The sequence below is a fragment of the Agromyces badenianii genome, assembly GCF_003070885.1.
GTDB lineage: Bacteria > Actinomycetota > Actinomycetes > Actinomycetales > Microbacteriaceae > Agromyces > Agromyces badenianii.
Genome location: NZ_CP028913.1, coordinates 1,716,001 through 1,739,994 on the forward strand (window position 1 = coordinate 1,716,001; position 23,994 = coordinate 1,739,994).

21 protein-coding genes are annotated in these 23,994 nt (G+C 69.2%); 4 read left to right on the forward strand and 17 right to left on the reverse strand.

Going from position 1 to position 23,994, the window contains the following annotated elements; genetic code table 11:
• Positions 1 to 134: 134 nt before the first annotated feature.
• The 4 genes from DCE93_RS08145 to aroQ all read right to left on the reverse strand — a co-directional run bounded on the left by DCE93_RS08145 (position 135) and on the right by aroQ (position 2,408).
• Positions 135 to 644 carry a DoxX family membrane protein gene (locus tag DCE93_RS08145; RefSeq protein ID WP_108595447.1) on the reverse strand — a complete coding sequence of 170 codons (510 nt, stop codon included), beginning with the start codon at positions 642 to 644 and terminating at the stop codon, positions 135 to 137.
• A 204-nt stretch (positions 645 to 848) separates the two neighbouring features.
• Positions 849 to 1,262 carry a transcription antitermination factor NusB gene (gene nusB, locus DCE93_RS08150; protein WP_108595448.1) on the reverse strand — a complete coding sequence of 138 codons (414 nt, stop codon included), beginning with the start codon at positions 1,260 to 1,262 and terminating at the stop codon, positions 849 to 851.
• Positions 1,262 to 1,825, reverse strand: coding sequence for an elongation factor P (efp, locus tag DCE93_RS08155; protein WP_108595449.1), 564 nt, complete (start codon positions 1,823 to 1,825; stop codon positions 1,262 to 1,264). Before efp ends, nusB begins: the two co-directional genes overlap by 1 nt.
• Positions 1,826 to 1,967: 142 nt before the next feature.
• Positions 1,968 to 2,408: a type II 3-dehydroquinate dehydratase gene (gene aroQ, locus DCE93_RS08160; RefSeq protein WP_108595450.1), complete on the reverse strand. Its 441-nt coding sequence runs from the start codon at positions 2,406 to 2,408 to the stop codon at positions 1,968 to 1,970.
• Positions 2,409 to 2,545: 137 nt separating this feature from the next.
• Between aroQ and DCE93_RS08165 the strand changes: the two genes are divergently transcribed.
• Entirely contained in the window at positions 2,546 to 4,798 is a 2,253-nt protein-coding gene (locus DCE93_RS08165) for an esterase-like activity of phytase family protein (RefSeq protein ID WP_108595451.1), read from the forward strand.
• Positions 4,799 to 4,861: 63 nt separating this feature from the next.
• Here DCE93_RS08165 and aroB read toward each other — a convergent pair whose 3' ends face one another.
• The 10 genes from aroB to DCE93_RS08215 form a co-directional block, all read right to left on the reverse strand.
• The gene (gene aroB / locus DCE93_RS08170; protein WP_108595452.1) at positions 4,862 to 5,947 is read right to left on the reverse strand and encodes a 3-dehydroquinate synthase; all 1,086 of its coding nucleotides are present in this window, start codon (positions 5,945 to 5,947) and stop codon (positions 4,862 to 4,864) included.
• Positions 5,944 to 6,462 carry a shikimate kinase gene (locus DCE93_RS08175; protein WP_244284124.1) on the reverse strand — a complete coding sequence of 173 codons (519 nt, stop codon included), beginning with the start codon at positions 6,460 to 6,462 and terminating at the stop codon, positions 5,944 to 5,946. The genes aroB and DCE93_RS08175 overlap by 4 nt, the downstream gene beginning before the upstream one ends.
• Positions 6,455 to 7,675 carry a chorismate synthase gene (gene aroC / locus DCE93_RS08180; RefSeq protein ID WP_108595453.1) on the reverse strand — a complete coding sequence of 407 codons (1,221 nt, stop codon included), beginning with the start codon at positions 7,673 to 7,675 and terminating at the stop codon, positions 6,455 to 6,457. Before aroC ends, DCE93_RS08175 begins: the two co-directional genes overlap by 8 nt.
• Before the next feature lie 90 nt (positions 7,676 to 7,765).
• Positions 7,766 to 8,596: a shikimate dehydrogenase gene (locus DCE93_RS08185; protein WP_108595454.1), complete on the reverse strand. Its 831-nt coding sequence runs from the start codon at positions 8,594 to 8,596 to the stop codon at positions 7,766 to 7,768.
• Positions 8,589 to 10,145, reverse strand: a complete 1,557-nt coding sequence (gene mltG, locus DCE93_RS14785) for an endolytic transglycosylase MltG (RefSeq protein ID WP_244284125.1) — start codon at positions 10,143 to 10,145, stop codon at positions 8,589 to 8,591. Before mltG ends, DCE93_RS08185 begins: the two co-directional genes overlap by 8 nt.
• Positions 10,142 to 10,618 (reverse strand): Holliday junction resolvase RuvX, encoded by a 477-nt coding sequence (gene ruvX, locus DCE93_RS08195; protein WP_108595456.1) that lies wholly within the window; start codon positions 10,616 to 10,618, stop codon positions 10,142 to 10,144. Before ruvX ends, mltG begins: the two co-directional genes overlap by 4 nt.
• A gap of 5 nt (positions 10,619 to 10,623) precedes the next feature.
• Entirely contained in the window at positions 10,624 to 13,281 is a 2,658-nt protein-coding gene (alaS, locus tag DCE93_RS08200) for an alanine--tRNA ligase (RefSeq protein ID WP_108595457.1), read from the reverse strand.
• A 53-nt stretch (positions 13,282 to 13,334) separates the two neighbouring features.
• Positions 13,335 to 13,538: a hypothetical protein gene (locus tag DCE93_RS08205; RefSeq protein WP_108595458.1), complete on the reverse strand. Its 204-nt coding sequence runs from the start codon at positions 13,536 to 13,538 to the stop codon at positions 13,335 to 13,337.
• A gap of 147 nt (positions 13,539 to 13,685) precedes the next feature.
• Positions 13,686 to 14,309 (reverse strand): 30S ribosomal protein S4, encoded by a 624-nt coding sequence (gene rpsD / locus DCE93_RS08210; RefSeq protein ID WP_056650762.1) that lies wholly within the window; start codon positions 14,307 to 14,309, stop codon positions 13,686 to 13,688.
• A 219-nt stretch (positions 14,310 to 14,528) separates the two neighbouring features.
• Positions 14,529 to 15,971: a replication-associated recombination protein A gene (locus DCE93_RS08215; RefSeq protein ID WP_108595459.1), complete on the reverse strand. Its 1,443-nt coding sequence runs from the start codon at positions 15,969 to 15,971 to the stop codon at positions 14,529 to 14,531.
• Positions 15,972 to 16,091: 120 nt separating this feature from the next.
• On the opposite strand from DCE93_RS08215, the gene DCE93_RS08220 reads away from it, so the two are divergent.
• From DCE93_RS08220 to DCE93_RS08230, 3 genes are all read left to right on the forward strand, one after another.
• Positions 16,092 to 16,871 carry a peptidylprolyl isomerase gene (locus tag DCE93_RS08220; protein ID WP_108595460.1) on the forward strand — a complete coding sequence of 260 codons (780 nt, stop codon included), beginning with the start codon at positions 16,092 to 16,094 and terminating at the stop codon, positions 16,869 to 16,871.
• A gap of 105 nt (positions 16,872 to 16,976) precedes the next feature.
• Positions 16,977 to 18,209, forward strand: a complete 1,233-nt coding sequence (locus DCE93_RS08225; protein ID WP_108595461.1) for a DUF349 domain-containing protein — start codon at positions 16,977 to 16,979, stop codon at positions 18,207 to 18,209.
• A gap of 111 nt (positions 18,210 to 18,320) precedes the next feature.
• Complete coding sequence (locus DCE93_RS08230; RefSeq protein WP_146184962.1) at positions 18,321 to 18,917, forward strand: hypothetical protein; 597 nt, start codon at positions 18,321 to 18,323, stop codon at positions 18,915 to 18,917.
• Here DCE93_RS08230 and DCE93_RS08235 read toward each other — a convergent pair.
• From DCE93_RS08235 to secD, 3 genes are all read right to left on the reverse strand, one after another.
• A complete protein-coding gene (locus tag DCE93_RS08235; protein WP_108595463.1) occupies positions 18,896 to 21,148 on the reverse strand; it encodes a RelA/SpoT family protein in 2,253 nt (750 codons plus the stop codon). The two genes, DCE93_RS08230 and DCE93_RS08235, sit on opposite strands and share 22 nt — an antisense overlap.
• A 75-nt stretch (positions 21,149 to 21,223) precedes the next feature.
• Positions 21,224 to 22,243, reverse strand: a complete 1,020-nt coding sequence (gene secF / locus DCE93_RS08240; RefSeq protein ID WP_108595464.1) for a protein translocase subunit SecF — start codon at positions 22,241 to 22,243, stop codon at positions 21,224 to 21,226.
• Positions 22,243 to 23,946, reverse strand: coding sequence for a protein translocase subunit SecD (gene secD / locus DCE93_RS08245; protein WP_108595465.1), 1,704 nt, complete (start codon positions 23,944 to 23,946; stop codon positions 22,243 to 22,245). The genes secF and secD overlap by 1 nt, the downstream gene beginning before the upstream one ends.
• Positions 23,947 to 23,994 lie beyond the last annotated feature (48 nt).

Sequence of the window (23,994 nt, forward strand, 5' to 3'; positions counted from 1 at the left end):
TCGTGCCCGGCGCGCGGTGACTGCCGCGGTGACTGCCGGGGAGACGACCGCGTCGATGCCCGGCCCAAGACGCGAACGACCCCCACCGCGCGCGGAGGGGGTCGTCAGTGGGGGCGGGCGGCGGCCGCACAGGGTCACCGGATCGGACGGGTGAACGCCTTCGCCGCGATCACCATGGCGGCGGCCACGAGCACGACGTCCTTCAGGATGTACTGCGCGGTCAGCGTCGGGCCGGCCGCGGCGAAGAGTTCGCCCGCGAAGAACACGAGGGGCGAGAACACGCCGACGAAGGTCACGGCCAGCGCGAGCAGGCCGATTCGGAGCAGCAGGCCGGTCACGAGCGCGACGCCGACGAACACCTCGAGTGTCGCCGTCAGGGCGAGCGCCGCGTACCCGTCGACGATTCCGAACGACAGCACGTTCCAGGTTCGGCTCACGAGCGCCTCGACAGGGCTCAGCCCCGGGAAGAACTTCAGCGCACCGAACACGAGGAAGACGAGCCCGAGCGAGACCCGAAGCGCCGGGACGCCGGCGCTCGCGAGGAATCGCTGAACGACCGCCTGGGCGGAGTTCGCCCGATCGAGGATCGAGTTGTACCCGGCCGCGGTCGAGACGTGACCGGTGCCGATGGTGGTGCTGGACATGGTGCTCCTTCCGAGAGCGATGTGGGAGGTGCCGGCTGGAATCGGCGGCACACCCCATCACACCCTCGGCGCCCTCACCCGTCGTCGGGAGTGCCACTGAACTCGCTTCGGTGGCCGCCCGGAACGCGGTCTCAGGGCCCCGGCTCGCACCCTGCCGCGCGGGGATCCCGCCGGCCAGCGCTCCGACGCGTGGCGGCGGCTGGATCAGGCCTTGGAGTGCGAGATCGCGGCGAGCAACCCGTTCACGAACCCGGCCGAGTCGTCGGTCGAGAGCACCGTGGCCGCCTCGACGGCCTCGGAGATCGCGACGGGGTCGGGAACGGCGTCGTTGTGGATGATCTCCCAGACTCCGATGCGGAGGATCGCCCGGTCGACGGCGGGCATGCGCTCGAGCGTCCACCCGTGCGAGTGGGTCTCGATGAGCTCGTCGATCTCTGCGCGGTGGTCGACGATGCCGTCGATGATCTCGCGCGCATACAGCCAGGACGCGGCCCGTTCGGGCTCGCTCGCCGCCTTCTCGGCCTCGACCACGAGCATCTGCTCGACCGGCACCTGACGCATGTCGGCCGAGTAGAGCAGGTCGAGCGCGCGCTTGCGCGCTTTGGTACGAGCGCTCACTAGTCGTTCACACGGCCGAGGTAGTCGCCCGTGCGGGTGTCGACCTTGACCTTCGTGCCGGTCTCGAGGAACAGCGGCACCTGGATCTCGTAGCCGGTCTCGACGGTCGCGGCCTTGGTGCCGCCGGTCGATCGGTCGCCCTGCAGGCCGGGCTCGGTGTACGTGATCTCGAGCACGACCGAGGCGGGCAGTTCGACGTAGAGCGGGTTGCCGTTGTTCAGCGCGACGGTGACCGACTGGTTCTCGAGCATGAAGTTCGCCGCGTCGCCGACGACCGTGCCGGGCACGGTGATCTGGTCGTAGTCGGTCTGGTCCATGAACACGAAGCCGTCTCCGTCGGCGTAGAGGTAGGTGAAGTCGCGACGGTCGACGTTCTCGATCTCGATCTTCGCGCCGGCGTTGTACGTGCGGTCGACGACCTTGCCCGTGACGACGTTCTTCAGCTTGGTACGCACGAACGCACCGCCCTTGCCGGGCTTGACGTGCTGGAACTCGATGACGCTCCAGAGCTGGCCGTCGATGGAGAGGACGACGCCGTTCTTGATGTCAGCGGTGCTTGCCATGCGTGTGTGTTCCGTTCAGTTGCGAAGAGGCTCGGCCGGAAGAGGCCGGCGAAGTACAGTCGGTCGAGTTTAGTCGCTCGGCTGAAGCTGCGCCAATGCGAGCGGATGCCGCGGGCCCCCGCCGCCCGCCCCGTCACACGACTCAGCCGTGACGCAGCAGCCAGTCGACGGCGAGTCGATACGAATCGCTGCCGAACCCGGCGATCACGCCCGTGGCGACGCCGGAGATCACGCTCGTGTGGCGGAAGGTCTCACGCGTGTGCGGATTCGAGAGATGCACTTCGACGAGCGGCACGCTCGCCTGCTTGAGCTGCGCCGCTGCGTCACGAAGCGCATAGCTGTAATGCGTGAACGCGGCGGGATTCAGCACGACCGGAATCCGGCGGTCTACGGCCTCGTGGATCCAGCCGATGAGTTCCGCTTCATCATCGCTCTGCCGCAGATCGATCTCGACGTCGGCGGGCACGGATGCCGCGAGCGAGGCGCGGATGTCGTCGAGGGTCTCGCTGCCGTACACCTCGGGCTCGCGCGTGCCGAGCCGGCCGAGGTTCGGTCCGTTGAGGACGAGGATCGTGGAGGTCACGCGGCCAGCCTACCCAGCGGTGCCGGGCGCCGTCGTCGCATCCACTCGGCGCGCGGGCACCCCGCGTTCACCGATTGGTCGACGTCGAGACCTCGGACAGCCACGCCGGCGTGTGCTCGGCCCGATTGGGTGGCGACATGGCACATCGCATCGCACGCGCACAGACGCGTCTTCTCGCCCTTGCCGCGGCGGCCGCCACCGCGGCCGTCCTCCTCATCCCCTCCCCTGCTCACGCGGCCGCCGACGGAAAGCCGCACGGGCCGAGCGCCAAGATCGTCGAGCCCACCCTCGTCGCCCGGGCGACCCTCTCCGCCGACCACCTCGAATCTGGACCGGCGTCGGGCGCACTCGCCTCGGCGGCCAATGGCCGCACGGGCCCCTTCGCAGGCCAGGTCGTACCCGGGTTCTCCGCCATGATCGACAACGGCGACGGCACCTTCTGGGCGCAGCCCGACAACGGTTTCGGCTCCAAGGGGAACTCGGCCGACTTCCTGCTGCGCAACTACCTCGTGCGGCCCGCTTGGGAGACCGCGAACGGCGGTACCGGCGAGATCGAGATCGAGCGTTTCATCTCCTACAACGACGCGAACCGGGTGCTCGACTTCCCGATCGTGAACGAGAGCACCACGGAACGCCTCCTGACGGGCGCCGACTTCGACATCGAGTCGATCGTGCGCGCGAAGGACGGCTCCTTCTGGGTCGGCGAGGAGTTCGGCCCGTTCCTGCTGCACTTCGGTGCCGACGGCACGCTCCTCGAGCGTCCGTTCCCGATGCCGGGCGGAGTCAAGTCGCCGCAGAATCCCTATCTCGTCGCGGGCGAGGCCCCGCTCGTTCGCGCGAGCCGCGGATTCGAGGCGCTCGCGGGCTCGAACAACGGGCGCTACCTCTACCCGGTGCTCGAGGGCGCTTACGTGAACGACCCCGACCGGCGCCGACGCGAGATCCTCGAGTTCGACACCAAGCGCGGCACCTATACCGAGCGTCGGTGGAGCTACCAGACCGACCAGGACGCGAACGTCATCGGCGACGCCTTCACCGTGCGCGGCGATGTGCTGCTGCTGGTCGAGCGCGATGACTTCGAGGGCGATCAGGCGGTCACGAAGCGCGTCTACGAGATCGACCTCTCGCGCACCGACGCCGAGGGCTACGTCGAGAAGAGGCTCGTGCTCGACGCCCTGCGCATCGCGAACCCCGATCTGCTCGCCGCCGGCGACGGCTACGGCACGGGCGAGGTGTTCTCGCTGCCGGTGCAGTCGTTCGAGACGGTGGTGCGCCTGCGCGACGGGCGCCTCCTCATCGGCAACGACAACAACTATCCGGGCAACGACGCACGTCTCACGGGAACCCCCGACGACACCGAGTTCGACCTGATCGACCTCACGAAGCGCCGTGTTCCCTCGTCGGACGTCACGGTCATCAGCCACCGCGGCGCAAGCGGTTACCGGCCCGAGCACACCCTCGCGGCCTATGAGACGGCGATCACCCAGTGCGCCGACTTCATCGAGCCCGACGTGGTGGCGACGAAGGACGGGGCACTCGTCGCCCGTCACGAGAACGAGATCAGCGGTACGACGGATGTGGCATCTCGCCCCGAGTTCGCCGACCGCAAGACGACGAAGTCGATCGACGACGTCACCGTGACCGGCTGGTTCACCGAGGACTTCACGCTCGCAGAGCTGAAGACCCTCCGCGCGATCGAGCGTCTCCCCGAGCTGCGCCCGCAGAACACGGCCTTCAACGGGCTGTACCAGGTGCCGACCCTCGACGAGGTCATCGATCTCGCGCGCCACTCGGTCAGCTGCCAGGGCGAACCGATCGGTGTCTACCCCGAGACGAAGCATCCGACGTACTTCGACTCGATCGGTCTCTCGCTCGAGGAGCCGCTGGTCGCCCAGCTCGCAGCCAACGGTCTCGACCACGCCGGAGCCCCCGTCATCGTGCAGAGCTTCGAGGTCGCGAACCTCCGGGAGCTCGATCGCCTGACCGACGTCGACATCGCCCAGCTCGTCAACCGGACCGGACGCCCGTACGACTTCACGGTCGCCGGCGACAGCCGCAGCTACGCCGATCTCGTGACCCCGGCGGGGCTCGCCGAGATCGCGACGTACGCCGACGGCATCGGTGTCGAGAAGGGCGTGGCGATCCCCCGCCTGGCCGACGGAACGCTCGGCGAACCGACCGCGGTGATCGCCGATGCGCACGCACTCGGCCTTGCCGTGCACGCGTGGACCTTCCGCCGCGAGAACGCGTTCCTCGCCGCCGAGTTCCGCTCGAGCACCGATCCTGCCGGCATCGGCGACCTCGCCGGTGAGATCCGCGTCTTCGTCGAAGCCGGTATCGACGGCCTGTTCAGCGACAATCCCGACATCGCGGTCGCCGCGATCGACTGAGCCCAGCGCTCGGTGCGAGGGCGGATCGGTGCTCGTGGCATCGGTCCGCCCTCGTCGTTCGGGCTAGGAGGCGATCTCCTGGTACGCGGCGAACAGCAGCGATTGGTCGGGGGCGAGCATCACGGTGGGCTTCGCCAGGTCGTCGAGCACGATGAAGCGAAGCTGGCCGGCGCGAGCCTTCTTGTCGCGCTGCATGGTCGCGAGCAGCGTGTTCCAACGGCCCGCCGGATACGAGGTGGGCAGGCTCAACAGGTCGAGCACGCGTCGGTGACGATCGGCGACCTCGTCGGGCAGTCGCCCCGAGAGACGGCCGAGCTCGGCCGCGAACGCCATGCCGACTGCGACGGCCGCACCGTGCCGCCACTGGTATCGCTCGGCGTGCTCGACCGCGTGACCGAGCGTGTGCCCGTAGTTCAGGATCTCCCGGAGCCCCTGTTCGGTGAAGTCCTCGGAGACCACGTCGGCCTTCATCTGGATCGCCAGTTCGACGACGCGACGGAACTCCGGCGTGGCCGGGTCGGTGGCGACCTCGGGGTCGGCCTCGATGATGTCGAGGATCTCGGGGTAGCGGATGAAGCCCGCCTTCACGATCTCGGCGAATCCGGCGAGGATCTCGTTCTTCGGCAGGGTGTCGAGCACGTCGAGGTCGCAGATCACCGCGGCGGGCGCATGGAACGCGCCGACGAGGTTCTTGCCCTCGTTGGTGTTGATGCCCGTCTTGCCGCCGACGGCGGCGTCGACCATGCCGAGCACGGTCGTCGGCACTTGCACGACTCGCACGCCCCGGAGCCAGGTCGCAGCGACGAATCCCGCGAGGTCGGTGATCGCTCCCCCGCCGAATCCGATGACCGCGTCGGTGCGCGTGAAGTCGGCCTGCCCGAGCACCTGCCAGCAGAACGCGGCGACCTCGATGCGCTTGCCCGCTTCGGCGTCGGGCACCTCGGCGAGCAGCACCTCGTAGCGGCCGCTGAGCTCTTCGAGCAGTTCCGCGGCGCGAGCACCGAGGGTCGCCGGGTGCACGATGAGCACCTTGGCGGGCTCCGAGCCGAGCGCGTCGCCGAGCTCGGCGAGCACACCGCGGCCGATCACGACGTCGTATCCCGACTCGCCGCCGACGCGAATGCTCGTGCGGGTCTCGTCTGCCGTCATCGTGTTCCTCCGAAATGCCCGGTGATGTCGTCGACGATCCGGGCGACCGAGCGGCGCGAGGTGTCGATGCTGTACTTGGCCACGGCCTCGTAGACCGGGCGCCGCTGCGCGAGGATCGCCGACCAGCGTTCGATCCCGCCATCGGCGAGGAGCGGACGATTGCCGCCGACGAGTCTCGGCGCCACCGCGGATGCCGAAACCTTCAGCCACACCACCGGAAGACCGGCGAGGTCGTCACGGGTGTCGGCGTGCAGCACCGCCCCGCCGCCGAGCGAGATGACCGCCTCCTCGCGGAGTGCCTCGGCGACGACCTCTCGCTCGACGATGCGGAAGTACTCCTCACCCTCGCGTTCGAAGATCTCCTCGATCGGCCCGTATCGCTCGATGATGCGAAGGTCGGTGTCGATGAACGGTGCGCCGACGGACTCCGCGAGCCGGTGCCCGACACGGGACTTGCCCGCCCCCATGGGGCCGACGAGCACGATCGGCAATGCGAGGCGAACGGTGTCAGACACGGTCTGTCGCGGCATCCGCCGCAGCGCCGGCCGTGCGCAGCGTGTCGGGGATCGCCGCGAGGTAGGACTCGAGGTTGCGCCGTGTCTCTTCGACCGAGTCCCCGCCGAACTTCTCGAGCACGGCGTTCGCGAGCGTGAGGGCGACCATCGCCTCGGCGACGACGCCGGCGGCGGGAACCGCGACGACATCGGATCGCTGGTGGTGTGCAGCTGCGGCCTCCCCCGTCGCGACGTCGACCGTCGGCAGGGCGTGCGGCACGGTCGCGATGGGCTTCATGCCGGCGCGGACCCGCAGCACCGTGCCGGTGGACATGCCGCCCTCGGTGCCGCCTGCCCGGTCGCTCGCCCTCGCGATGCGGCCGTCGGCCACGTGCAGTTCGTCGTGCGCGGCGGAGCCGCGACGGGTGGTCGTGAGGAACCCGTCGCCGACCTCGACGCCCTTGATCGCCTGGATGCCCATGAGCGCCGCCGCGAGCTGCGCGTCGAGCCGGCGATCCCAGTGCACGTGCGAACCGAGACCCGGCGGCACACCGTAGGCGAGCACTTCCACGACACCGCCCAGCGTGTCGCCCTCTTTGTGCGCGAGATCGACCTCGGCGACCATCGCGGCCGAGGTCTCGGCATCGAAGCACCGCAGCGGGTCGGCGTCGAGCCGGTCGACATCGTCGGGCGTCGGCAGCGGTCGACCCTCGGGCACCCGCACCGGGCCGATCGCGAGGGTGTGGGCGACGAGGCGGATGCCGAGCTCCGCGAGGAAGGAACGCGCGACCGCACCGAGCGCGACGCGAGCCGCGGTCTCCCGGGCGCTCGCCCGCTCGAGCACGGGGCGCGCCTCGTCGAAGCCGTACTTCTGCATGCCGACGAGATCGGCGTGACCGGGACGCGGGCGGGTGAGCGGCGCACCCCGGCCGCGACCGAGCTTCGCCTCGTCGATGGGCTCGGGGCTCATGACCTCCTGCCACTTCGGCCACTCCGTGTTGCCGATGCGCAGCGCGACGGGGCTGCCGAGCGACAGCCCGTGCCGAACACCGCCCGAGATCGCGAGTTCGTCCTGCTCGAACTTCATGCGCGCTCCGCGCCCGTAACCGAGCTTGCGGCGCGCGAGATCGGCGCGGATGTCGTCGAGCGAGACGGGGATACCGGCGGGGAGACCCTCGAGGATCGCGACGAGCTCAGGCCCGTGCGACTCTCCGGCAGTGAGCCAACGGAGCATGTTCCTATCCTTCCACAGCCTCGGCGCGGGGACTCGCGCATGACGGCGCGGCCCGCGAGGGATGTCGGCGCTGCGCGTCAGCGCAGCGTGTCAGCGCAGTGATCCGCGCATGACGCCGAGTACAGCGGCCTCATCGCGGAGGGGCACCTCGGGGTCGCCGTTCACGAAGATCCGCACTTGCAGCAGCGCCTGGTGCAGCAGCATCCCGAGGCCGTGCACGACGACGCCGCCGCCTGCGAGCCAGCTCGCGGCGAGCGGCGTCGGCCACGGGTCGTAGGCGACGTCGAGCAAGGCGGCAGTCGAGATCAGCTCCTCGGATGCCTCGGCGCCGAGCTCTGCGCCGCCCGGCACGGTGCTCACCACGAGATCCGCTCCGCGGAGCGTCGCCAGCTCGGTGACGGAACCGGGCTCGACCGAGATGCCGAGCCGAGCGCCGAGTTCGGCGAGGGAGGTCGCAGCGCCCGTCCGCCGCACGAGCACCTGCACCCTGCGGGCGCCGAGTTCCGACATCGCGACGAGCGCGGAAGCCGCGGTCGCTCCCCCGCCGATGAGCACGCCGTGCGAGACGTCGCGAAGGCCGGCCTCCTGCAGCGTGCGAACGATGCCGCCGACATCGGTGTTGAAGCCCCGGCGCGCGTCGCCGTCAAGGAGCACGGTGTTGGCCGCTCCGGCGAGCACCGCGACACCGTCGACGTGGTCGAGCAGGGGGAGCACATCCTGCTTCAGCGGCATGGTGAGGGAGAGCCCGCGCCACTCGGAATCGAGCCCTCGGACGAAGTCGCCGAGCCGCGCGCCGTCCATCTCGACGGCCGTGTACTGCCATGGCAGGCCGAGGTACTCGTAGGCGGCCCGATGGAGGCGAGGGCTCTTCGAGTGCGAGATCGGCGAGCCCAGCACGGCCAGTCGCCGAACGTCACTCACAGTACGACGCGTTCTCGTCTTGGGCGCACCATTCCTGCAGCTGTGCCACCGCAGCCTCGTGCTCCTCGACGGTCGAGGTGAACACCGTCTCGCCGGTGGCGAGATTCACCGGCACGAAGAACAGCCACGGGCCGTCTGCGGGATGGATCGCCGCGTCGATCGCGATGTCACCCGGGTTGCCGATCGGCCCGACTGGGAGCCCGGGATTCGCATAGGTGTTGTAGAGGTTCGAGGCGTCGGCGCGTTCCTCGTCGGTCGTCCAGACGGTGTGCGTGTTGCCGGTACCGTACGCGACCGTCGCATCGGACTCCAGGTTGATGCCCTGATCGAGGCGGTTCTGGAACACCCGCGCGACCTTCGGGAAATCACTGAGGTTCGAGCCGGCCTCGCGCTGCACGATCGAGGCCAGCACGATGGTGCGCCAGCGCTGGTCGACCGGCACTCCGGCGGCATCGAGTGCCTCGAACTGCCGGTTCACGAGGGTCTGCAGCGCACTGTGCGCGTCGAGCCCCGGCTCGAGCGTGTAGGTGGCCGGGAAGAGGAATCCTTCGAGCGTGGTGGCCTCAGCGGGCAGCCCGTAGCTCGCGGGCGGTTCCGCCGCGGCAGCCTGAAGGCTCTCGAGCGGAACATCGCTTCCCTCCGAGATGGCGACGAGGGCATCGGGCAGGGAGGTGCCCTCGGGAATGACGAAGGTGTTCTCGAGCTTGTTCTCAGGATCCTGAAGTGCGTCGAGCGCGGCCTGCGCGCTCATCTCCTCGGCCAACTGGTAGGCACCGGGATGGAACTCGGGCTCGGGCGACTGTTCGAGCAGGAGGTCGTAGAACGCGTCGTAGGAGGCGGTCACCCCTTCGTCGACGAGGTTCTCGGCGACGCTCGAGCCGGTGTCTCCTTCGTGGATCATGAAGACGAGCTCTCCGGTGCCGGAACCGGAGAAGTCCGCGGCGGGAGTGAAGCGTTCGATGACCGCATTGATCGGCCCCTGCAGGAAGATGTAGGCCCCGGCGCCGAGGGCCGCGACGACGAGCAGTGCGATGAGGCATCCCCACGCCCCCTTGCGCTTCGGCGTGGCGGGCTCGAACGGATCGGAGGTCACCGCGCGTCGTTCGGCCCGCGACGGTCGGGCCGGCTCTTCGCCCACCGGATCGACGCCCAGCGGATCGGCGATGACCGCTTCGAAAAGGGGCGGCGCGGTCGCTGCGGGCACCGCGGCTCTCGGCTCAGGGGCAGCCGGCTCGGGGGCAGCAGCCTCCGCCGCAGCCGCAGCCGCAGCCGACTCGTCGGCAGCCGCCTGCCGCTGCTCGGCCTCCCTCGCCTCCCGGCGCGTCATCGGGCGCCCATCCCCGGGCGGCGTACGGGCGGGGCCGCCCTGCACCGCGGCGGAATCCGTTCGCCGGGGCGCAGCGTCCGCCGGCCCGGTGCCGGCCTCCGCTCGCCCGCTGCCGGCATCCGCTCGACCCGGCGCCCGACTCGGTGGCTCCCCTGCGAGCAGGGCGTGCCAGTCGGTGGCGGCGTTGTCGGCGTCTTCGTGCTCTGGGGGGAGCTGGGTCACAGGGGGGATGGCCCTTCGTCGGTCTCGATCGTTCGGCCAGGCGGGCGTTCGGAGGCCCGCTCGGCGTCGATGGCGTGTTGCAAAATGATAACGGCTGCAACCTGATCGACGATGGGACGTTGCTTGCGAGTCGATTTTCCCGTCGCGCGAAGCGCCTGCTGTGCGCTGACGGTCGACAGTCGTTCATCGACGAGCCGCACCGGTGTGCCCGTGCTCGCGAGCCGCTGAGCGAACGCGACCGCATCGTCGGTCGACGGCGTCGAGGTGCCCGAGAGCGACAGCGGATTCCCGACGACGATCTCGATCACGTCGTGCTCGCGCGCGATCTCGAGGATGCGTTCGATATCGGCGTCACCGTCGGCCGCACGGGGAACCGTCTCCACGGGGGTCGCCAGCATCGCCCCGGCGTCGCACCGGGCCACGCCGATCCGCGCGCGCCCGACGTCGATGCCGAGCCTCGCTCCGAGTCGCACGAGGCCTACCCGCGGAGCGTCGAGCGCACCGCGTCGAGCGCGGCGGGGATCGCCCCGAGGTCGCTGCCGCCGCCCTGGGCGAGGTCGGGCTTGCCGCCGCCCCCGCCGCCGAGCACGTTGGCCATGGTCTTCGCGAGCGCACCGGCGTTCGCACCGGCCTCGCGGGCGGCGGGCGAGGTTGCGACGATCGCGACGGGCTTGCCGCCGACCTCCGCGGTCAGTGCCACGACGGATGCGGCATCGCCGAGCTGCGATCGCACCGCGAGCGCGAGCGATCGCAGTTCGTCGCCCGAGCCCAGCGTGCCGACCGTCTCGGCGACGAGCAGCACTTCGCCCGTGCGCACGGCCTTCGATGCGAGCGCCGGAACCCGGTCGTTCAGGGCGCGTGCCTCGAACTGCTGGATGCGCTTCTCGGCGGCCTTCAGACTCGTGACGAGTTCGCCGACGCGGTCGACGAGCTGATCGGGCCGCGTCTTCAGCGTCGAGGTGAGCTCGGAGACGAGCGCCCGCTCCGAGGCGAAGCGGCGGAACGCGTCGAGACCGACGAGCGACTCGACGCGGCGGTTCGAGGCGCCGACCGACGACTCCCCCACGATGTTGATCATGCCGACCTCGGCGCTCGTCGACACGTGAGTGCCCGCGCAGAGTTCACGGGACCATGGGCCGCCGATGTCGACGACGCGCACGACATCGCCGTACTTCTCGCCGAAGAGCGCCATCGCGCCGAGGGACTTCGCCTCGTCGAGCGGCATCTCGCGGGTGACGACCTCGAGGTTGTCGCGGATCGCGGCGTTGGAGATCTCTTCGATCTCGCTGCGGGTCTCGGGCGAGAGCGCCGAGTTCCAGCCGTAGTCGAGTCTCAGGTACCCCGCCTTGTTGAAGGAGCCCGACTGATGCGCGTTCGGCCCGAGCACCTGGCGGAGCGCTGCGTGCACGAGGTGCGTGCCCGAGTGCGCCTGCGTGGCGCCTCGTCGGTACTCCTCGTCGACGAGCGTGGTCGCCGGCACACCGACGCCGACCTCGCCCGAGGTCACCTTCACGGTGTGGCTGATGAGGCCCTTGATGGGCTTCTGCACGTCGAGCACTTCGAGCTCGAAGCCGTCGCCGACGATGCGACCCTGATCGGGCGCCTGTCCGCCCGACTCGGCATAGAGGGAGGTCTCGGCGAGGATGACCTCTGCGGTCTGCCCCGCGGTCGCGACGGGCACCGGGCGACCGTCGACGAGCAGGCCGAGCACGGTCGACGCGGTCGTCAACTCGGAGTAGCCCGTGAAGATCGTCTCGCCCTTTGCGCGGAAGTCGGCGTACACCGAGAGGTCGGCGAGCACCTTCTTCTTCGACTTCGCATCGGCTTTCGCGCGCGAGCGCTGTTCGGTCATGAGCGTGTCGAAGGCCGCGCGATCGACGGCGAGGCCGGCTTCGTCGGCCATCTCGAGGGTGAGCTCGATCGGGAAGCCGTAGGTGTCGTGCAGGAGGAACGCCGTGTCGCCGGCGAGTTCGCCGCGGCCGGAGCCCTTCGTCTTCGTCACCGCGAGGTCGAGGATCGCGGTCCCGGCCGTGAGGGTGCGCAGGAACGTCTCCTCTTCACCGAGAGCGAGCTGCTCGATGTGGCTGTAGTCGGTCGCGACCTCGGGGTAGGCGGCCTTCATCGCATCGCGCGAGGCGGCGAAGAGCTCGCGGAACGTCGGACCCTCGACGCCGAGCAGTCGCATCGCCCGGATGCTGCGGCGCAGGAGCCGCCGCAGGATGTATCCGCGCCCCTCGTTCGACGGGCTCACACCGTCGCTCATGAGCATGAGCGCGGAGCGGACGTGGTCGGCGATGACGCGCATGCGCACGTCGTCGTCGTGGTTCGCGCCGTAGCGGCGCCCGGAGATCTCGGCGGCGCGGTCGAGCACCGGGCGCACCTGGTCGATCTCGTACATGTTGTCGACGCCCTGCTTGATGAAGGCGACTCGCTCGAGCCCCATGCCGGTGTCGATGTTCTTCTTCGGCAGTTCCTTCACGATGCGGAAGTCGGTCTTCGACTTCACGTCATCGATGAGGTACTGCATGAACACGAGGTTCCAGATCTCGACGTACCGGTCGTCATCCGTCGCCGGGCCGCCGTCGGCACCGTACGCGGGGCCGCGGTCGAAGAAGATCTCGGAGCAGGGGCCCGCAGGGCCGGGCTGACCGGTGTGCCAGTAGTTCGTGTCCTTGCCGAGGCGCTGGATGCGCTCTTCGGGAAGGCCCGCGATCGACTTCCAGAGCTCGATCGCCTCGTCGTCGTCTTCGAAGACCGTCACCCAGAGGTCGTTCGGGTCGAAACCGTAGCCGCCGCCGTCTTCAGGCGTCGTGAGCAGGTCCCACGCCATCGAGATGGCGCCCTCTTTGAAGTAGTCGCCGAACGAGAAGTTGCCACTCATCTGGAAGAACGTGCCGTGGCGCGGCGTCTTGCCGACCTCTTCGATGTCGTTCGTGCGGATGCACTTCTGCACGCTCGTCGCTCGGGGGTACGGCGCGGGCACGAGTCCGGTCAGGTACGGCACGAACGGCACCATGCCGGCGACGGTGAAGAGCAGCGTCGGGTCGTCGGACACGAGCGAAGCCGAGGGGACGACGGTGTGTCCGCGCTCGGCGAAGAAGTCCAGCCAACGCTGGCGGATGTCGGCAGTCTGCATGGTTCCGTTCTCAGTCGTGCCCGGGGTTTCCGGGCAAGCACATCGTGGGCGGCTCAGAGAGTCGCGGGCGCCTCGGCCTGCTCGGCGCGGAGCTCGGCGTCACGAGCGTGGTACCCCTCGGCGATCGCGTGGCCGAAGGCCCTCGCCTTCGCGTCGACCGCGGATAAGAAGTCCCGCCCCTGCTTGGTCTGGTTGACCTGGTGCGCGACCGCGAATCCGGCCGCGACGCCGACGGTGAACCACAGAATGCTCTTCACGAAGGTGCTCCTGCTCCTGATCGATGTGTCGCCGGCGCCGTGCGCTCGGCGCGCCTCGATCCAGTCTAGTGGCCGGGCCGAAGCCCTCGCCGAGTACGCGACAGGGGCCGCGGGAAACCCCGCGACCCCTGTCGGAACTGCTCTGCGTCAGCGAGCGGCGTAGTACTCGACGACCAGCTGCACGTCACAGGTCACGGGGACCTCGGCGCGCTTCGGGCGGCGGACGAGCTTCACCTGGAGCTTGTCGAGCTCGACCTCGAGGTAGCCCGGGAGCTTGGGCAGCACGTCGACGTGACCGCCGGCGGCGGCGACCTGGAAGGGCTCGGTGCCCTCGCTGCGTGCCTTCACGTGCACGAGCTGGCCCGGCTTCACGCGGAACGAGGGGCGGTCGACGAGCTGGCCGTCGACGAGGATGTGGCGGTGCACCACGAACTGGCGGGCCTGCGAGATGGTGCGGGCGAAGCCGGCGCGCAGCACGATCGCGTCGAGACGCATCTCGAGCAGCTCGACCAGGTTCTCACCGGTCAGGCCGTCGGTGCGGCGCGCCTCGTTGAACGCGATGCGCAGCTGCTTCTCGCGGATGCCGTACTGGGCGCGAAGGCGCTGCTTCTCGCGCAGACGCACGGCGTAGTCGCTGTCCTGCTTGCGCTTGGTGCGGCCGTGCTCACCGGGAGCGTACGGGCGCTTCTCCATGTAGCGGGCGGCCTTCGGGGTGAGGGCGACGCCGAGCGCACGGGAGAGGCGGGTCTTGCTACGTGACTGGTTCGACACGAATGTCCTTTCGGAAGAATCTCAAGTGAATAGCCGGCGCGATCGTGCGCCGGGAATCTGTGTCAGAGGGATTCGCCAAGGGTGGATCGGCTACAGATCGCACCCGTTCGCCGGTGACCCTCTCGCAGCCGCGCTCGAGGATCAGGCTTCAGGCCAACGGAAATGATATCACGGGGCCGCGCCCTCGCCCACCGGACCGAACGCTCCGGCACCGCCCGCTCAGCGCCCGCCCCGCACGATGCGCCGCAGCTTCGCGAGCCGCGCCGACACCTCGCGCTCGTTGCCGTGCTCGGTCGGCTGGTAGTAGACGGCGCCGCGGAGTGAATCGGGCAGGTACTCCTGCTGCACCACCCCGATCTCATCGTCGTGGGGATACTTGTAGCCCTTGCCATGGCCGAGCCGCTTGGCGCCCGGGTAGTGGGCGTCGCGCAGGTGCTTCGGCACGCGCCCGGCCTTGCCCTCTCGCACGTCGGCGATCGCCCGGTCGATGCCGAGGTAGGCCGCGTTCGACTTGGGCGCGGTGGCGAGGTGCACGACCGCTTGCGCGAGTGGGATGCGACCCTCGGGCATGCCGATGAGTTGCACCGCCTCGGCGGCTGCCACGGCGACCCCGAGCGCGCTCGGGTCGGCGAGACCGATGTCTTCGGAGGCGAGCACGATGATGCGCCGGGCGATGAACCTGGGGTCTTCGCCCGCCTCGATCATGCGAGCGAGGTAGTGCAGCGACGCATCGACGTCGCTGCCGCGCACCGATTTGATGAACGCGCTGATGACGTCGTAGTGCTCGTCGCCGTTGCGGTCGTAGCGCAGCAGCGCCCGGTCGACCGCGCGGGCCACGATGTCGGTGGTGATCACGGGAGCAGCGGATGCCGCGGCATCCCCTTCGTCGCCGCTTGCCTCGCCCTCGTCGCTGCTCGGCTCGGCTCCGTCTTCGGTGTCGGTCACTGCCGCGTCAGTCACGACCGTCTCGGCGGCCTCGGCCGACTGGCTCGCGGCCACCGCCGCCGCCTCGAGCGCGGTGAGGGCGCGACGCGCGTCTCCGGAGGCGAGCCGGATGATGACCGCCCGCGCCTCGGGGTCGAGCGTCACCTTGCCTGCGAGACCGCGCGGGTCTGCCACTGCGCGGTCGACGAGCACGCCGAGGTCGTCGTCGGTGAGGAGTTCGAGGGTGAGCAGGAGCGAGCGCGACAGCAACGGCGAGATCACCGAGAACGAGGGGTTCTCGGTCGTCGCGGCGACGAGGATGACCCAGCCGTTCTCGACGCCCGGCAGAAGCGCGTCTTGCTGCGCCTTCGTGAAACGGTGGATCTCGTCGAGGAACAGCACCGTCGAGAGTCCGTAGAGATCTCGGCTTGCCCGCGCCTCTTCCATGACCTGGCGCACGTCGCGCACCCCGGCGGTCACCGCCGACAGCTCGACGAACTTGCGCCCGGAGGACCGTGCGATCGCTTGGGCGAGTGTCGTCTTGCCGGTGCCGGGCGGCCCCCAGAGGATGACCGAGACCGAGCCCGACTCACCCGAACGATCGCCCGCGAGCGCCACGAGCGGGGAACCCGGTGTCAACAGGTGCCGTTGACCTGCGACCTCGTCGAGACTCGTCGGCCGCATGCGCACCGCGAGCGGGGTCGCGCCGGAACGCAGCCCCGGGCCGGAATCCACCATGGGATCCAGCGTAGTCGCGGCATCCGACACCGGGATCGCGACCCCGACCGGTGCGGCGATTGGTCTGGGCACCCGGCCTTGCGTAGAGTCGGCTCGCAGGAGTCCCGAGAAGGAGCACGTGTGGTATCGAACGACCGACAGTCGCGCGAGGAACGAGCGCGCCTGCGCACCTACCAGGCACGCCAGGAAGTCCACACGCGAAAGCAGCGCCGGCGCACCAGAGACAACGGCATCGCCGTGCTCGCACTCGTCATCGTGCTGGCCCTCGCGACCGGCGCGCAGGTCCTCTACTTCGGCGGCGGACCCGGCACGCCGGAGCCCGTCGCGTCCGAGACCCCGACGCCGAGCGCCACGCCCCCCGCGGGCGAGAACCAGGGCGACGTACCGTCGGCCGATCTCGCCGAAGACCGCACGTGGAGCGGCACGCTGACCCTCAACGAGGTCCCCCTCGGCGTCGAGCTCGACGGCGCGGCCGCCCCGCAGGCCGTCTCGAGCGAGATCAGCCTCATCCAGTCGGGCTTCTACACCGGCACGAGCTGCCACCGGCTCACGAAGGACTCCATCTGGGTGCTGCAGTGCGGCGACCCCGCCGGCGACGGTTCGGGCGGCCCGGGCTACAGCTACGGGCCGGTCGAGAACGCACCGGCCGAGGGCCTCTACCCGGCGGGCACCATCGCGATGGCGCGCACCGCCGACCCGTACAGCCATGGCAGCCAGTTCTTCATCGTCTACGAAGACACGACCCTCCCCGGCGATACCGGCGGATACTCGGTCATCGGCCGCGTCACGAGCGGGCTCGACGAACTCCGGGCGAGCATCATCGATGCGGGCACCGCCGACGGCGGCGCGGATGGCGCCCCCGCGGTGCCGACCACGATCACCTCGTTCACCGTCCAGTGAGGGCCCGTCGCGCCTGAGGGCCCGTCGCGCCACTCTGCGGTGCAATAGGCTTGATGCCGTCATCGTCGCCTGCGGGCGGCATCCGACATACGACAGGGTGAGGCCGTGACCGATTCAGAGCAGCAACCGTGGGGCCGCGTCGACGAGACGGGCACCGTCTTCGTGCGCACGAGCGACGGCGAGCGGGCGGTCGGGCAATATCCCGACGGCTCGGCTGAAGAGGCCCTGGCCTACTTCGAGCGCAAGTACACCGATCTCGCGGGCCAGGTCGGCCTGCTCGAGCAGCGTGTCCGCCGCGGCGCACCCGCAGCGGATGTCGCGAAGGCCGTCGCCACCCTTCGATCGTCGGTCTCCAGCGCCAACGCCGTCGGTGACCTCGACTCGCTGGCACGCCGCCTCGAGGCGCTCTCGGGCACCACGAAAGAGCTGACCGAGCAGCAGCAGGCCGAGAGCAAGGCCGCGGTCGCCGAGGCGATCGCCGAGCGCACCGCGATCGTCGAGGCCGCAGAGGCCCTCGCTGCGGGCGACCCTGCCAAGACGCAGTGGAAGCAGGCGACGGCCGAACTCGACGAACTGTTCGCGCGCTGGCAACGGCACCAGCAAGACGGCCCGCGTCTGCCGAAGAACGAGGCCAACGAACTCTGGAAGCGCTTCCGCGCTGCCCGCTCGACCATCGAGACGCACCGCAAGGCGTTCTTCGCCGAACTCGACGCGGCGCACCGCGACGTGCGAGCCCGCAAGCAGGCGCTCATCGAACGGGCCGAGGCGCTCGCCCCCCGTGGGGCCGACGCCGTCGGCGACTACCGCAACCTGCTCGACGAGTGGAAGCTGGCCGGACGTGCCGGCAAGAAGCTCGACGACGCCCTCTGGGCCAAGTTCAAGGCCGCCGGCGACGTGCTGTTCAATGCCAAGGCCGAGGTCGACGCCATCGAAGACGAGAGCTACCGCGCGAACCTCGACGAGAAGCTCGAGCTCCTCACCGAGGCCGAGACGCTGCTCTCCGAGAAGGACCCGAAGCAGGCGCGCGCCGGCCTCAACAAGATCCAGCGCAAGTGGGACGAGATCGGCAAGGTTCCCCGCGACCAGGTGCGGGTCGTCGAAGACCGCCTGCGCAAGGTCGAGAACCACGTGAAGTCGCTCGAGGAGGAGCGCTGGCAGCGCGAAGACCCCGAGAAGAAGGCGCGCTCCGAGGGCATGCTCGGGCAGTTGCACGACGCCATCGAGAAGCTCGAAGCCGAGCTCGCCGCTGCCGAGGCCGCGGGCGACGAGCAGGCCGCGGCATCCGCTCGTGAAGCGCTCGAGGCACGCCGCGCATGGCTGAAGGCCGTCGGCGGCTGATCCTCGTCCGGTGGTCGCGGACTCCCCCGCGACCACCTCGGCGCCGCGGCCGTTCTCCACAGTTCGCGTTCGAACGATCCGTCAGCGGTGTGGATGCTGCAGCATGAGCTCATGGCCAAGCTCCCGAGCGTGCTCAGCATCGACGACCTTCCGCTCGCAGAACTCTGCGCCGCTCGCATCGACGGTGAACTCATCGCCCTCGACGAGGCATGGGCACCAGTCGATGAACCCGACCTGCCGGCACTCCGGGCCGCGGCGATCGCACTGCGCGCAACGCGCGCACTCGTCATCGAGCGCTACTCCGCTGCGTGGGTGCACGGGGCGCTGCCCGCTCCCCCGCCGATCGCGCAGTTCTGCGTGCCGAGAAGCTCTCGGGTCGCGGTGATCACGGCACCGCGGGTCGTCGTTCGCGAGGTGGCACTCGCCGAGATCGACATCGTCGACTTCGCGCACGCGCGCTGCACCTCGCTCGTTCGCACGGGATTCGACCTGCTCAGGGAACCCGGCCATGCAGACGCCAGACCCGAGCGAGTCGTCACCGAGCTCTGTGCAGAGCGGGCCGGGCTCTTCGACGAACTCAGAGCGCGGCTCGCGCTCGCCGCCCGCATGCCGCACCGCGCGATCGCACTCGAACGCCTCGGCCGTGTCGAGACGAGCCTGCGCGAGCGGCGCGAGACGATCGCGGCTCAGCCGTCGCTGACGCGGTAGACGTCGTAGACCGCGTCGATGCGGCGCACCGCGTTCAGCACGCGATCGAGATGCGTGGTGTCGCCCATCTCGAAGACGAACCGGCTGAGCGCCAGCCGATCGGTCGACGTCGACACGTTGGCCGAGAGGATGTTGACGTGGTGCTCGGAGAGCACCCGGGTGACGTCGGAGAGGAGCCCGGCCCGGTCGAGCGCCTCGATCTGGATCTGCACGAGGAAGACGCTCTTCGAGCTCGGCGCCCACTCGACCTCGATCATGCGCTCGGGCTCCTGCATGAGCGACTGCACGTTGTGGCAGCTCGCCTGGTGCACCGAGACCCCTGCGCCACGCGTGACGAAGCCGACGATCTCATCGCCGGGCACCGGTGTGCAGCACCGCGCGAGCTTGACGAGGATGTCGGGCGCGCCGCGCACCAGCACTCCCGAATCGGAGTTGCGCGGCAGGGGGCGCGAACGCACCGGGATCGGCAGCTCGGGTTCGTCGCCCTCGTCGACGTCGCGCACGAGCGCGACCACCTTCTCGAGCACCGACTGGGTCGACACATGCCCCTCGCCGACGGCGGCGTAGAGCGAAGACACATCGTCGTATCGCAGCTGCGCGGCGACCTCGGCGAAGGACTCCTGGTTCATGAGCTTCTGCAGCGGCAGGTTCTGCTTGCGCATCGCCCGGGCGATCGCATCCCGGCCCTGCTCGATCGCCTCGTCGCGGCGCTCCTTGGTGAACCACTGACGGATCTTGTTCCGCGCCCGGGGGCTCTTGACGAATCCGAGCCAGTCCTTGCTCGGGCCGGAGTCGGGGTTCTTCGACGTGAACACTTCGACGACATCGCCGCTCGACAATTCGCTCTCGAGCGGCACGAGGCGCCCGTTGACCTTCGCGCCCATCGTGCGGTGGCCGACCTCGGTGTGCACCGCATAGGCGAAATCGACAGGGGTCGCGCCGGCGGGCAGGCCGATCACACGGCCCTTCGGCGTGAAGACGTAGACCTCCTTGGCGCCGATCTCGAACCGCAGCGAATCGAGGAACTCGCCGGGATCGGCGGTCTCGGCCTGCCAGTCGGAGATGTGGGCGAGCCAGGCCATGTCGGTCTCGTTCTGACCGGGCTTCTCTCCGGCTCGGCTGCCGGCCATGCGCTCTTTGTACTTCCAGTGCGCCGCGACACCGAACTCGGCCCGCTGGTGCATGTCGTGCGTGCGGATCTGGATCTCGACCGCTCGACCCTTCGGCCCGATGACCGTCGTGTGCAGCGACTGGTAGAGGTTGAACTTCGGCGTGGCGATGTAGTCCTTGAACCGGCCGGGCAGCGGCGTCCACCGCGCGTGGATCGCACCCAGCACGGCGTAGCAGTCGCGCACGGAGTTCACGAGCACGCGGATGCCGACGAGGTCGTAGATCTCGTCGAAGTCGCGGCCGCGCACGATCATCTTCTGGTAGATCGAGTAGTACTGCTTGGGGCGGCCCACGACCTTGCCGCGGATCTTCGCGGCCTTCAGGTCATCGGAGATGAGATCGATCACGTTCTGCACGAACTCTTCACGCTGCGGCGTGCGCTGCTTGACGAGACTCTCGATCTCGGCGTAGAGCTTCGGGTACAACACGGCGAAGGAAAGGTCTTCGAGCTCCCACTTGATCGCCTGGATACCGAGGCGATGCGCGAGCGGCGCGTAGATCTCGAGCGTCTCGGTCGCCTTGCGCGCGGCCGAAGCCGCCGGCACGAAGCCCCACGTTCGCGCGTTGTGCAGGCGGTCGGCGAGCTTGATGATGAGCACCCGGATGTCTTTCGACATCGCGACGATCATCTTTCGAACGGTCTCGGCCTGTGTCGAGTCGCCGTACTTGACCTTGTCGAGCTTGGTGACGCCGTCGACGAGCATCGCGATCTCGTCGCCGAAGTCCGCGCGCACCTGATCGAGCGTGTAGGCGGTGTCTTCGACAGTGTCGTGAAGCAAGGCCGCTGCGACGGTCTTCGCACCGATGCCGAGGTCTGCGAGGATCTGGGCAACCGCGATCGGGTGGGTGATGTAGGGCTCACCGCTCTTGCGCTTCTGCCCTTCGTGGGCCCGTTCGGCCACGGTGTAGGCGCGCTCGACGAGCGAGAGATCGGCCTTCGGATGGTGCATGCGCACGGTGCGCATGAGCGTGTCGACGGCACCCGAGGGCTGCGCCTTCGAGAAGATGCGGGGCACCAGACGGCGCAGCGATGCCGTCGAGTTGACACCCGTTTCCGTCATCGCTCACCTCCGGAACTCAATTATCGCCGTTCCGAAGGCCTCGACGTGCCACCTGGCGCACGCCCACCGCGAACATCATGCGGTGGGAAGCGCCTCGGCACTGGTCGCAGCGGATACCGCGCGCTCTCGCTCCTTCAGCACCTTCTGATCGTGACGGCGGATCGCCGGCTCCCCCTCGCGCAGCTGGGAGTACAGCGGAGCAGCGACGAAGACGGTCGACCAGGTGCCGACGAGGATACCGATCAACAGGGCGAGGGAGATGTCGCGCAGGGTGTCGGCCCCGAGCACTCCGGCACCGATGAAGAGGATCGCGGCCACCGGGAGCGCTGCCACGACGCTCGTGTTGATCGAGCGCACGAGGGTCTGGTTCACCGCGAGGTTCACCGACTCCGCGAAGGTCCGTCGCGACTCCTCGCCGTCCTCGGCCGTGTTCTCGCGGATCTTGTCGAACACCACGACGGTGTCGTACAGGGAGTAACTGAGGATCGTGAGGATGCCGATGGTCGCCGCAGGGCTGATCTCGAAGCCGACCGCGGCGTAGATGCCCGTAGTGGCGACGAGGTCGCCGAGCAGCGCGAGGATCGCGGCGGCCGACATCTTCCAGGTGCGGAAGTAGAGCGCCATGATGATGCCGGCCAGCAGCAGGAACGCGACGAGGCCGACGAGGGCCTGCCTCGTGACATCCGCACCCCAGCTGGGGCCGATGAACGAGGAGGTGACCTCGGATTCTGGCACGTCGTAGGCTGCGGCGAGAGCGTCGCTGACCTCTTGCGAGTCGTCTTGCGTGAGCTGGTCGGTCTGCACGCGCACGCCGGTGCCGCCGACGATCGCCACCCGCACCTCGGCCTCGGGCACGACCGAGTGCACGGCCCCGATCGCGGGCTCGGCTTCGGCGTTCTCGACCTCGCTGATCTGGAACTGGGAGCCGCCGCGGAACTCGATGCTGAAGTTGACCCCGGTGAACAGGGGCACGATGACGGAGAGCAGCACCAGCACCCCGGCGATCGTGTACCACTTCTTGCGTCCGCTGACGAAGTTGAACGAGCGCTTACCGGTGTAGAGGTCGTTTCCGAAGGTCGTGAGACGGTTGGCCATCAGGACTCCTTCCCGTCGTTGGACGTATCGGAGGCGCCGACCGCGGCCGCGGCCTTCCGCTCGGCGATCGTCTGGCGGCGCTGGGCCTCTTTGGCGCTGGCTGCGGCCTTCTTCGGGGGCAGCCCTGCCGGCTTGCGGAACTCGGCGCGACCGCGGTAGACAGCGCCGAGCGCGTTCGGGTCGAGTCCCGACCACGGGTTTCCGCTCGAGAAGAACCTCGTCTGCGCGAGCAGCTGCAGCATCGGGTGGGTGAAGAGGATCACGACGATGACGTCGATGACGGTCGTGATGCCGAGTGTGTAGGCGAAGCCCTTCACGCTGCCGACCGCGAGGATGAACAGCACGATCGCCGCGAGCAGGTTCACGCCCTTCGACGCCAGCACGGTGCGGAACGCACGCTTCCAGCCCGCCTCCACGGCGCCGACGAGCGGTCGGCCGTCGCGGAGCTCATCTCGCACGCGCTCGAAGTACACGATGAACGAGTCGGCGGTGAAGCCGATCGCGACGATCAGACCGGCGATGCCGGCGAGCGACAGTCGGTACCCCTCGCGCCACGAGAGGATCGTGATCACGAGATAGGTGATGATCGCCGCGATCACGAGTGAGGCGATGGTCACCGACCCGAGTGCTCGGTACTGGAACAGCGTGTAGATGACCACGAGGATCAGGCCGATGAGACCGGCGATGAGACCGGACTGCAGCTGCGACGTGCCGAGGGTCGGAGAGATGGTGTCGGAGGACTGCACCGTGAAGCTGATCGGCAACGCACCGAACTTCAGCTGGTCGGCGAGCGACTTCGACGACTCCTGGTCGAAACTGCCGGTGATCTGCGGCTTGCCGTCGGTGATCGCTCCGTTCATCGACGGGGCGGTGAGTACCGCACCGTCGAGCACGAACGCGAACTGGTCGCGCGGCGTCTGGCCCTGCAGCCCGTAGAGGCGGGTGCTCACGGCGGCGAAGTCCTCGGTGCCCTCTTCGTCGAAGACGATGTTCACGGCCCACTGGCCGGTCGTCGCACCCGTCGAGGTCTGCACCATGCCGTTCGTGGCGTCGACGATGTTCTCGCCGCTCGCCTCCACCGGCCCGAGCAGGTACTTCACGGTGCGATCCATGTCGCACGTGACGAGCGGCTCGTCGGCCGGCGCGACGTTTGTCGAGGCCTCATCCACCTGCGAGCAGTCGAAGCCGTCGAACTGCTGCTGCAGCGCCGGCGTGATCCACGAGGGGTCGCTGCCGTCGGTGGGCACCGCGGTCGGGGTCGACTCGAGCTCTTCGGCCGGTTCTTCGCTCGGCGCCGCGCTCGCGCTGGGATCGGCCGAGGTGTTGGTCGCCGCGTCGGCGAGCAGCACTGCTCGGAGCTCGAGCTTGGCCGAGGACTCGATGCGAGCGCGAGTCTGGTCGTCGAGCTCACCGGGAATGCGGACGACGACGTTGTCGCCCTCGGTGTTGATCTCGGCTTCGGCCACGCCCGAGGCGTCGACGCGCTGGCGGATGATCGAGACCGCCTGATCCAGCTGCTCCTGCGAGACGTCGGCTCCGGTCTCGACCTTCGGCGCCAGGATGATCTGCGTGCCGCCCTCGAGGTCGAGCGCGAGCTTCGGGGTCCACGAACCGCCGCCCCAGATGACCCCGGCGGCGTTGATGCCGAACAGCACCGCGATGATGACACCCAGCCAGGTGAGGGATCGCCATGCCTTGCGCACGGGGGTCGGCCGAGATGACCGCTTGGATGGTGCAGCCACGTGTTCCGC

What these genes read in the sequence shown, in the direction of transcription:
- aroC (WP_108595453.1), bottom strand. Translation starts at nt 7,675, where the DNA reads ATGCTCCGTTGGCTCACTGCCGGAGAGTCGCACGGGCCTGAGCTCGTC.
- secF (WP_108595464.1), bottom strand. Translation starts at nt 22,243, where the DNA reads ATGGCCAACCGTCTCACGACCTTCGGAAACGACCTCTACACCGGTAAG.
- aroB (WP_108595452.1), bottom strand. Translation starts at nt 5,947, where the DNA reads ATGACGGCAGACGAGACCCGCACGAGCATTCGCGTCGGCGGCGAGTCG.
- DCE93_RS08230 (WP_146184962.1), top strand. Translation starts at nt 18,321, where the DNA reads ATGGCCAAGCTCCCGAGCGTGCTCAGCATCGACGACCTTCCGCTCGCA.
- DCE93_RS08215 (WP_108595459.1), bottom strand. Translation starts at nt 15,971, where the DNA reads ATGGTGGATTCCGGCCCGGGGCTGCGTTCCGGCGCGACCCCGCTCGCG.
- alaS (WP_108595457.1), bottom strand. Translation starts at nt 13,281, where the DNA reads ATGCAGACTGCCGACATCCGCCAGCGTTGGCTGGACTTCTTCGCCGAG.
- efp (WP_108595449.1), bottom strand. Translation starts at nt 1,825, where the DNA reads ATGGCAAGCACCGCTGACATCAAGAACGGCGTCGTCCTCTCCATCGAC.
- DCE93_RS08235 (WP_108595463.1), bottom strand. Translation starts at nt 21,148, where the DNA reads ATGACGGAAACGGGTGTCAACTCGACGGCATCGCTGCGCCGTCTGGTG.
- DCE93_RS08165 (WP_108595451.1), top strand. Translation starts at nt 2,546, where the DNA reads ATGGCACATCGCATCGCACGCGCACAGACGCGTCTTCTCGCCCTTGCC.
- DCE93_RS08145 (WP_108595447.1), bottom strand. Translation starts at nt 644, where the DNA reads ATGTCCAGCACCACCATCGGCACCGGTCACGTCTCGACCGCGGCCGGG.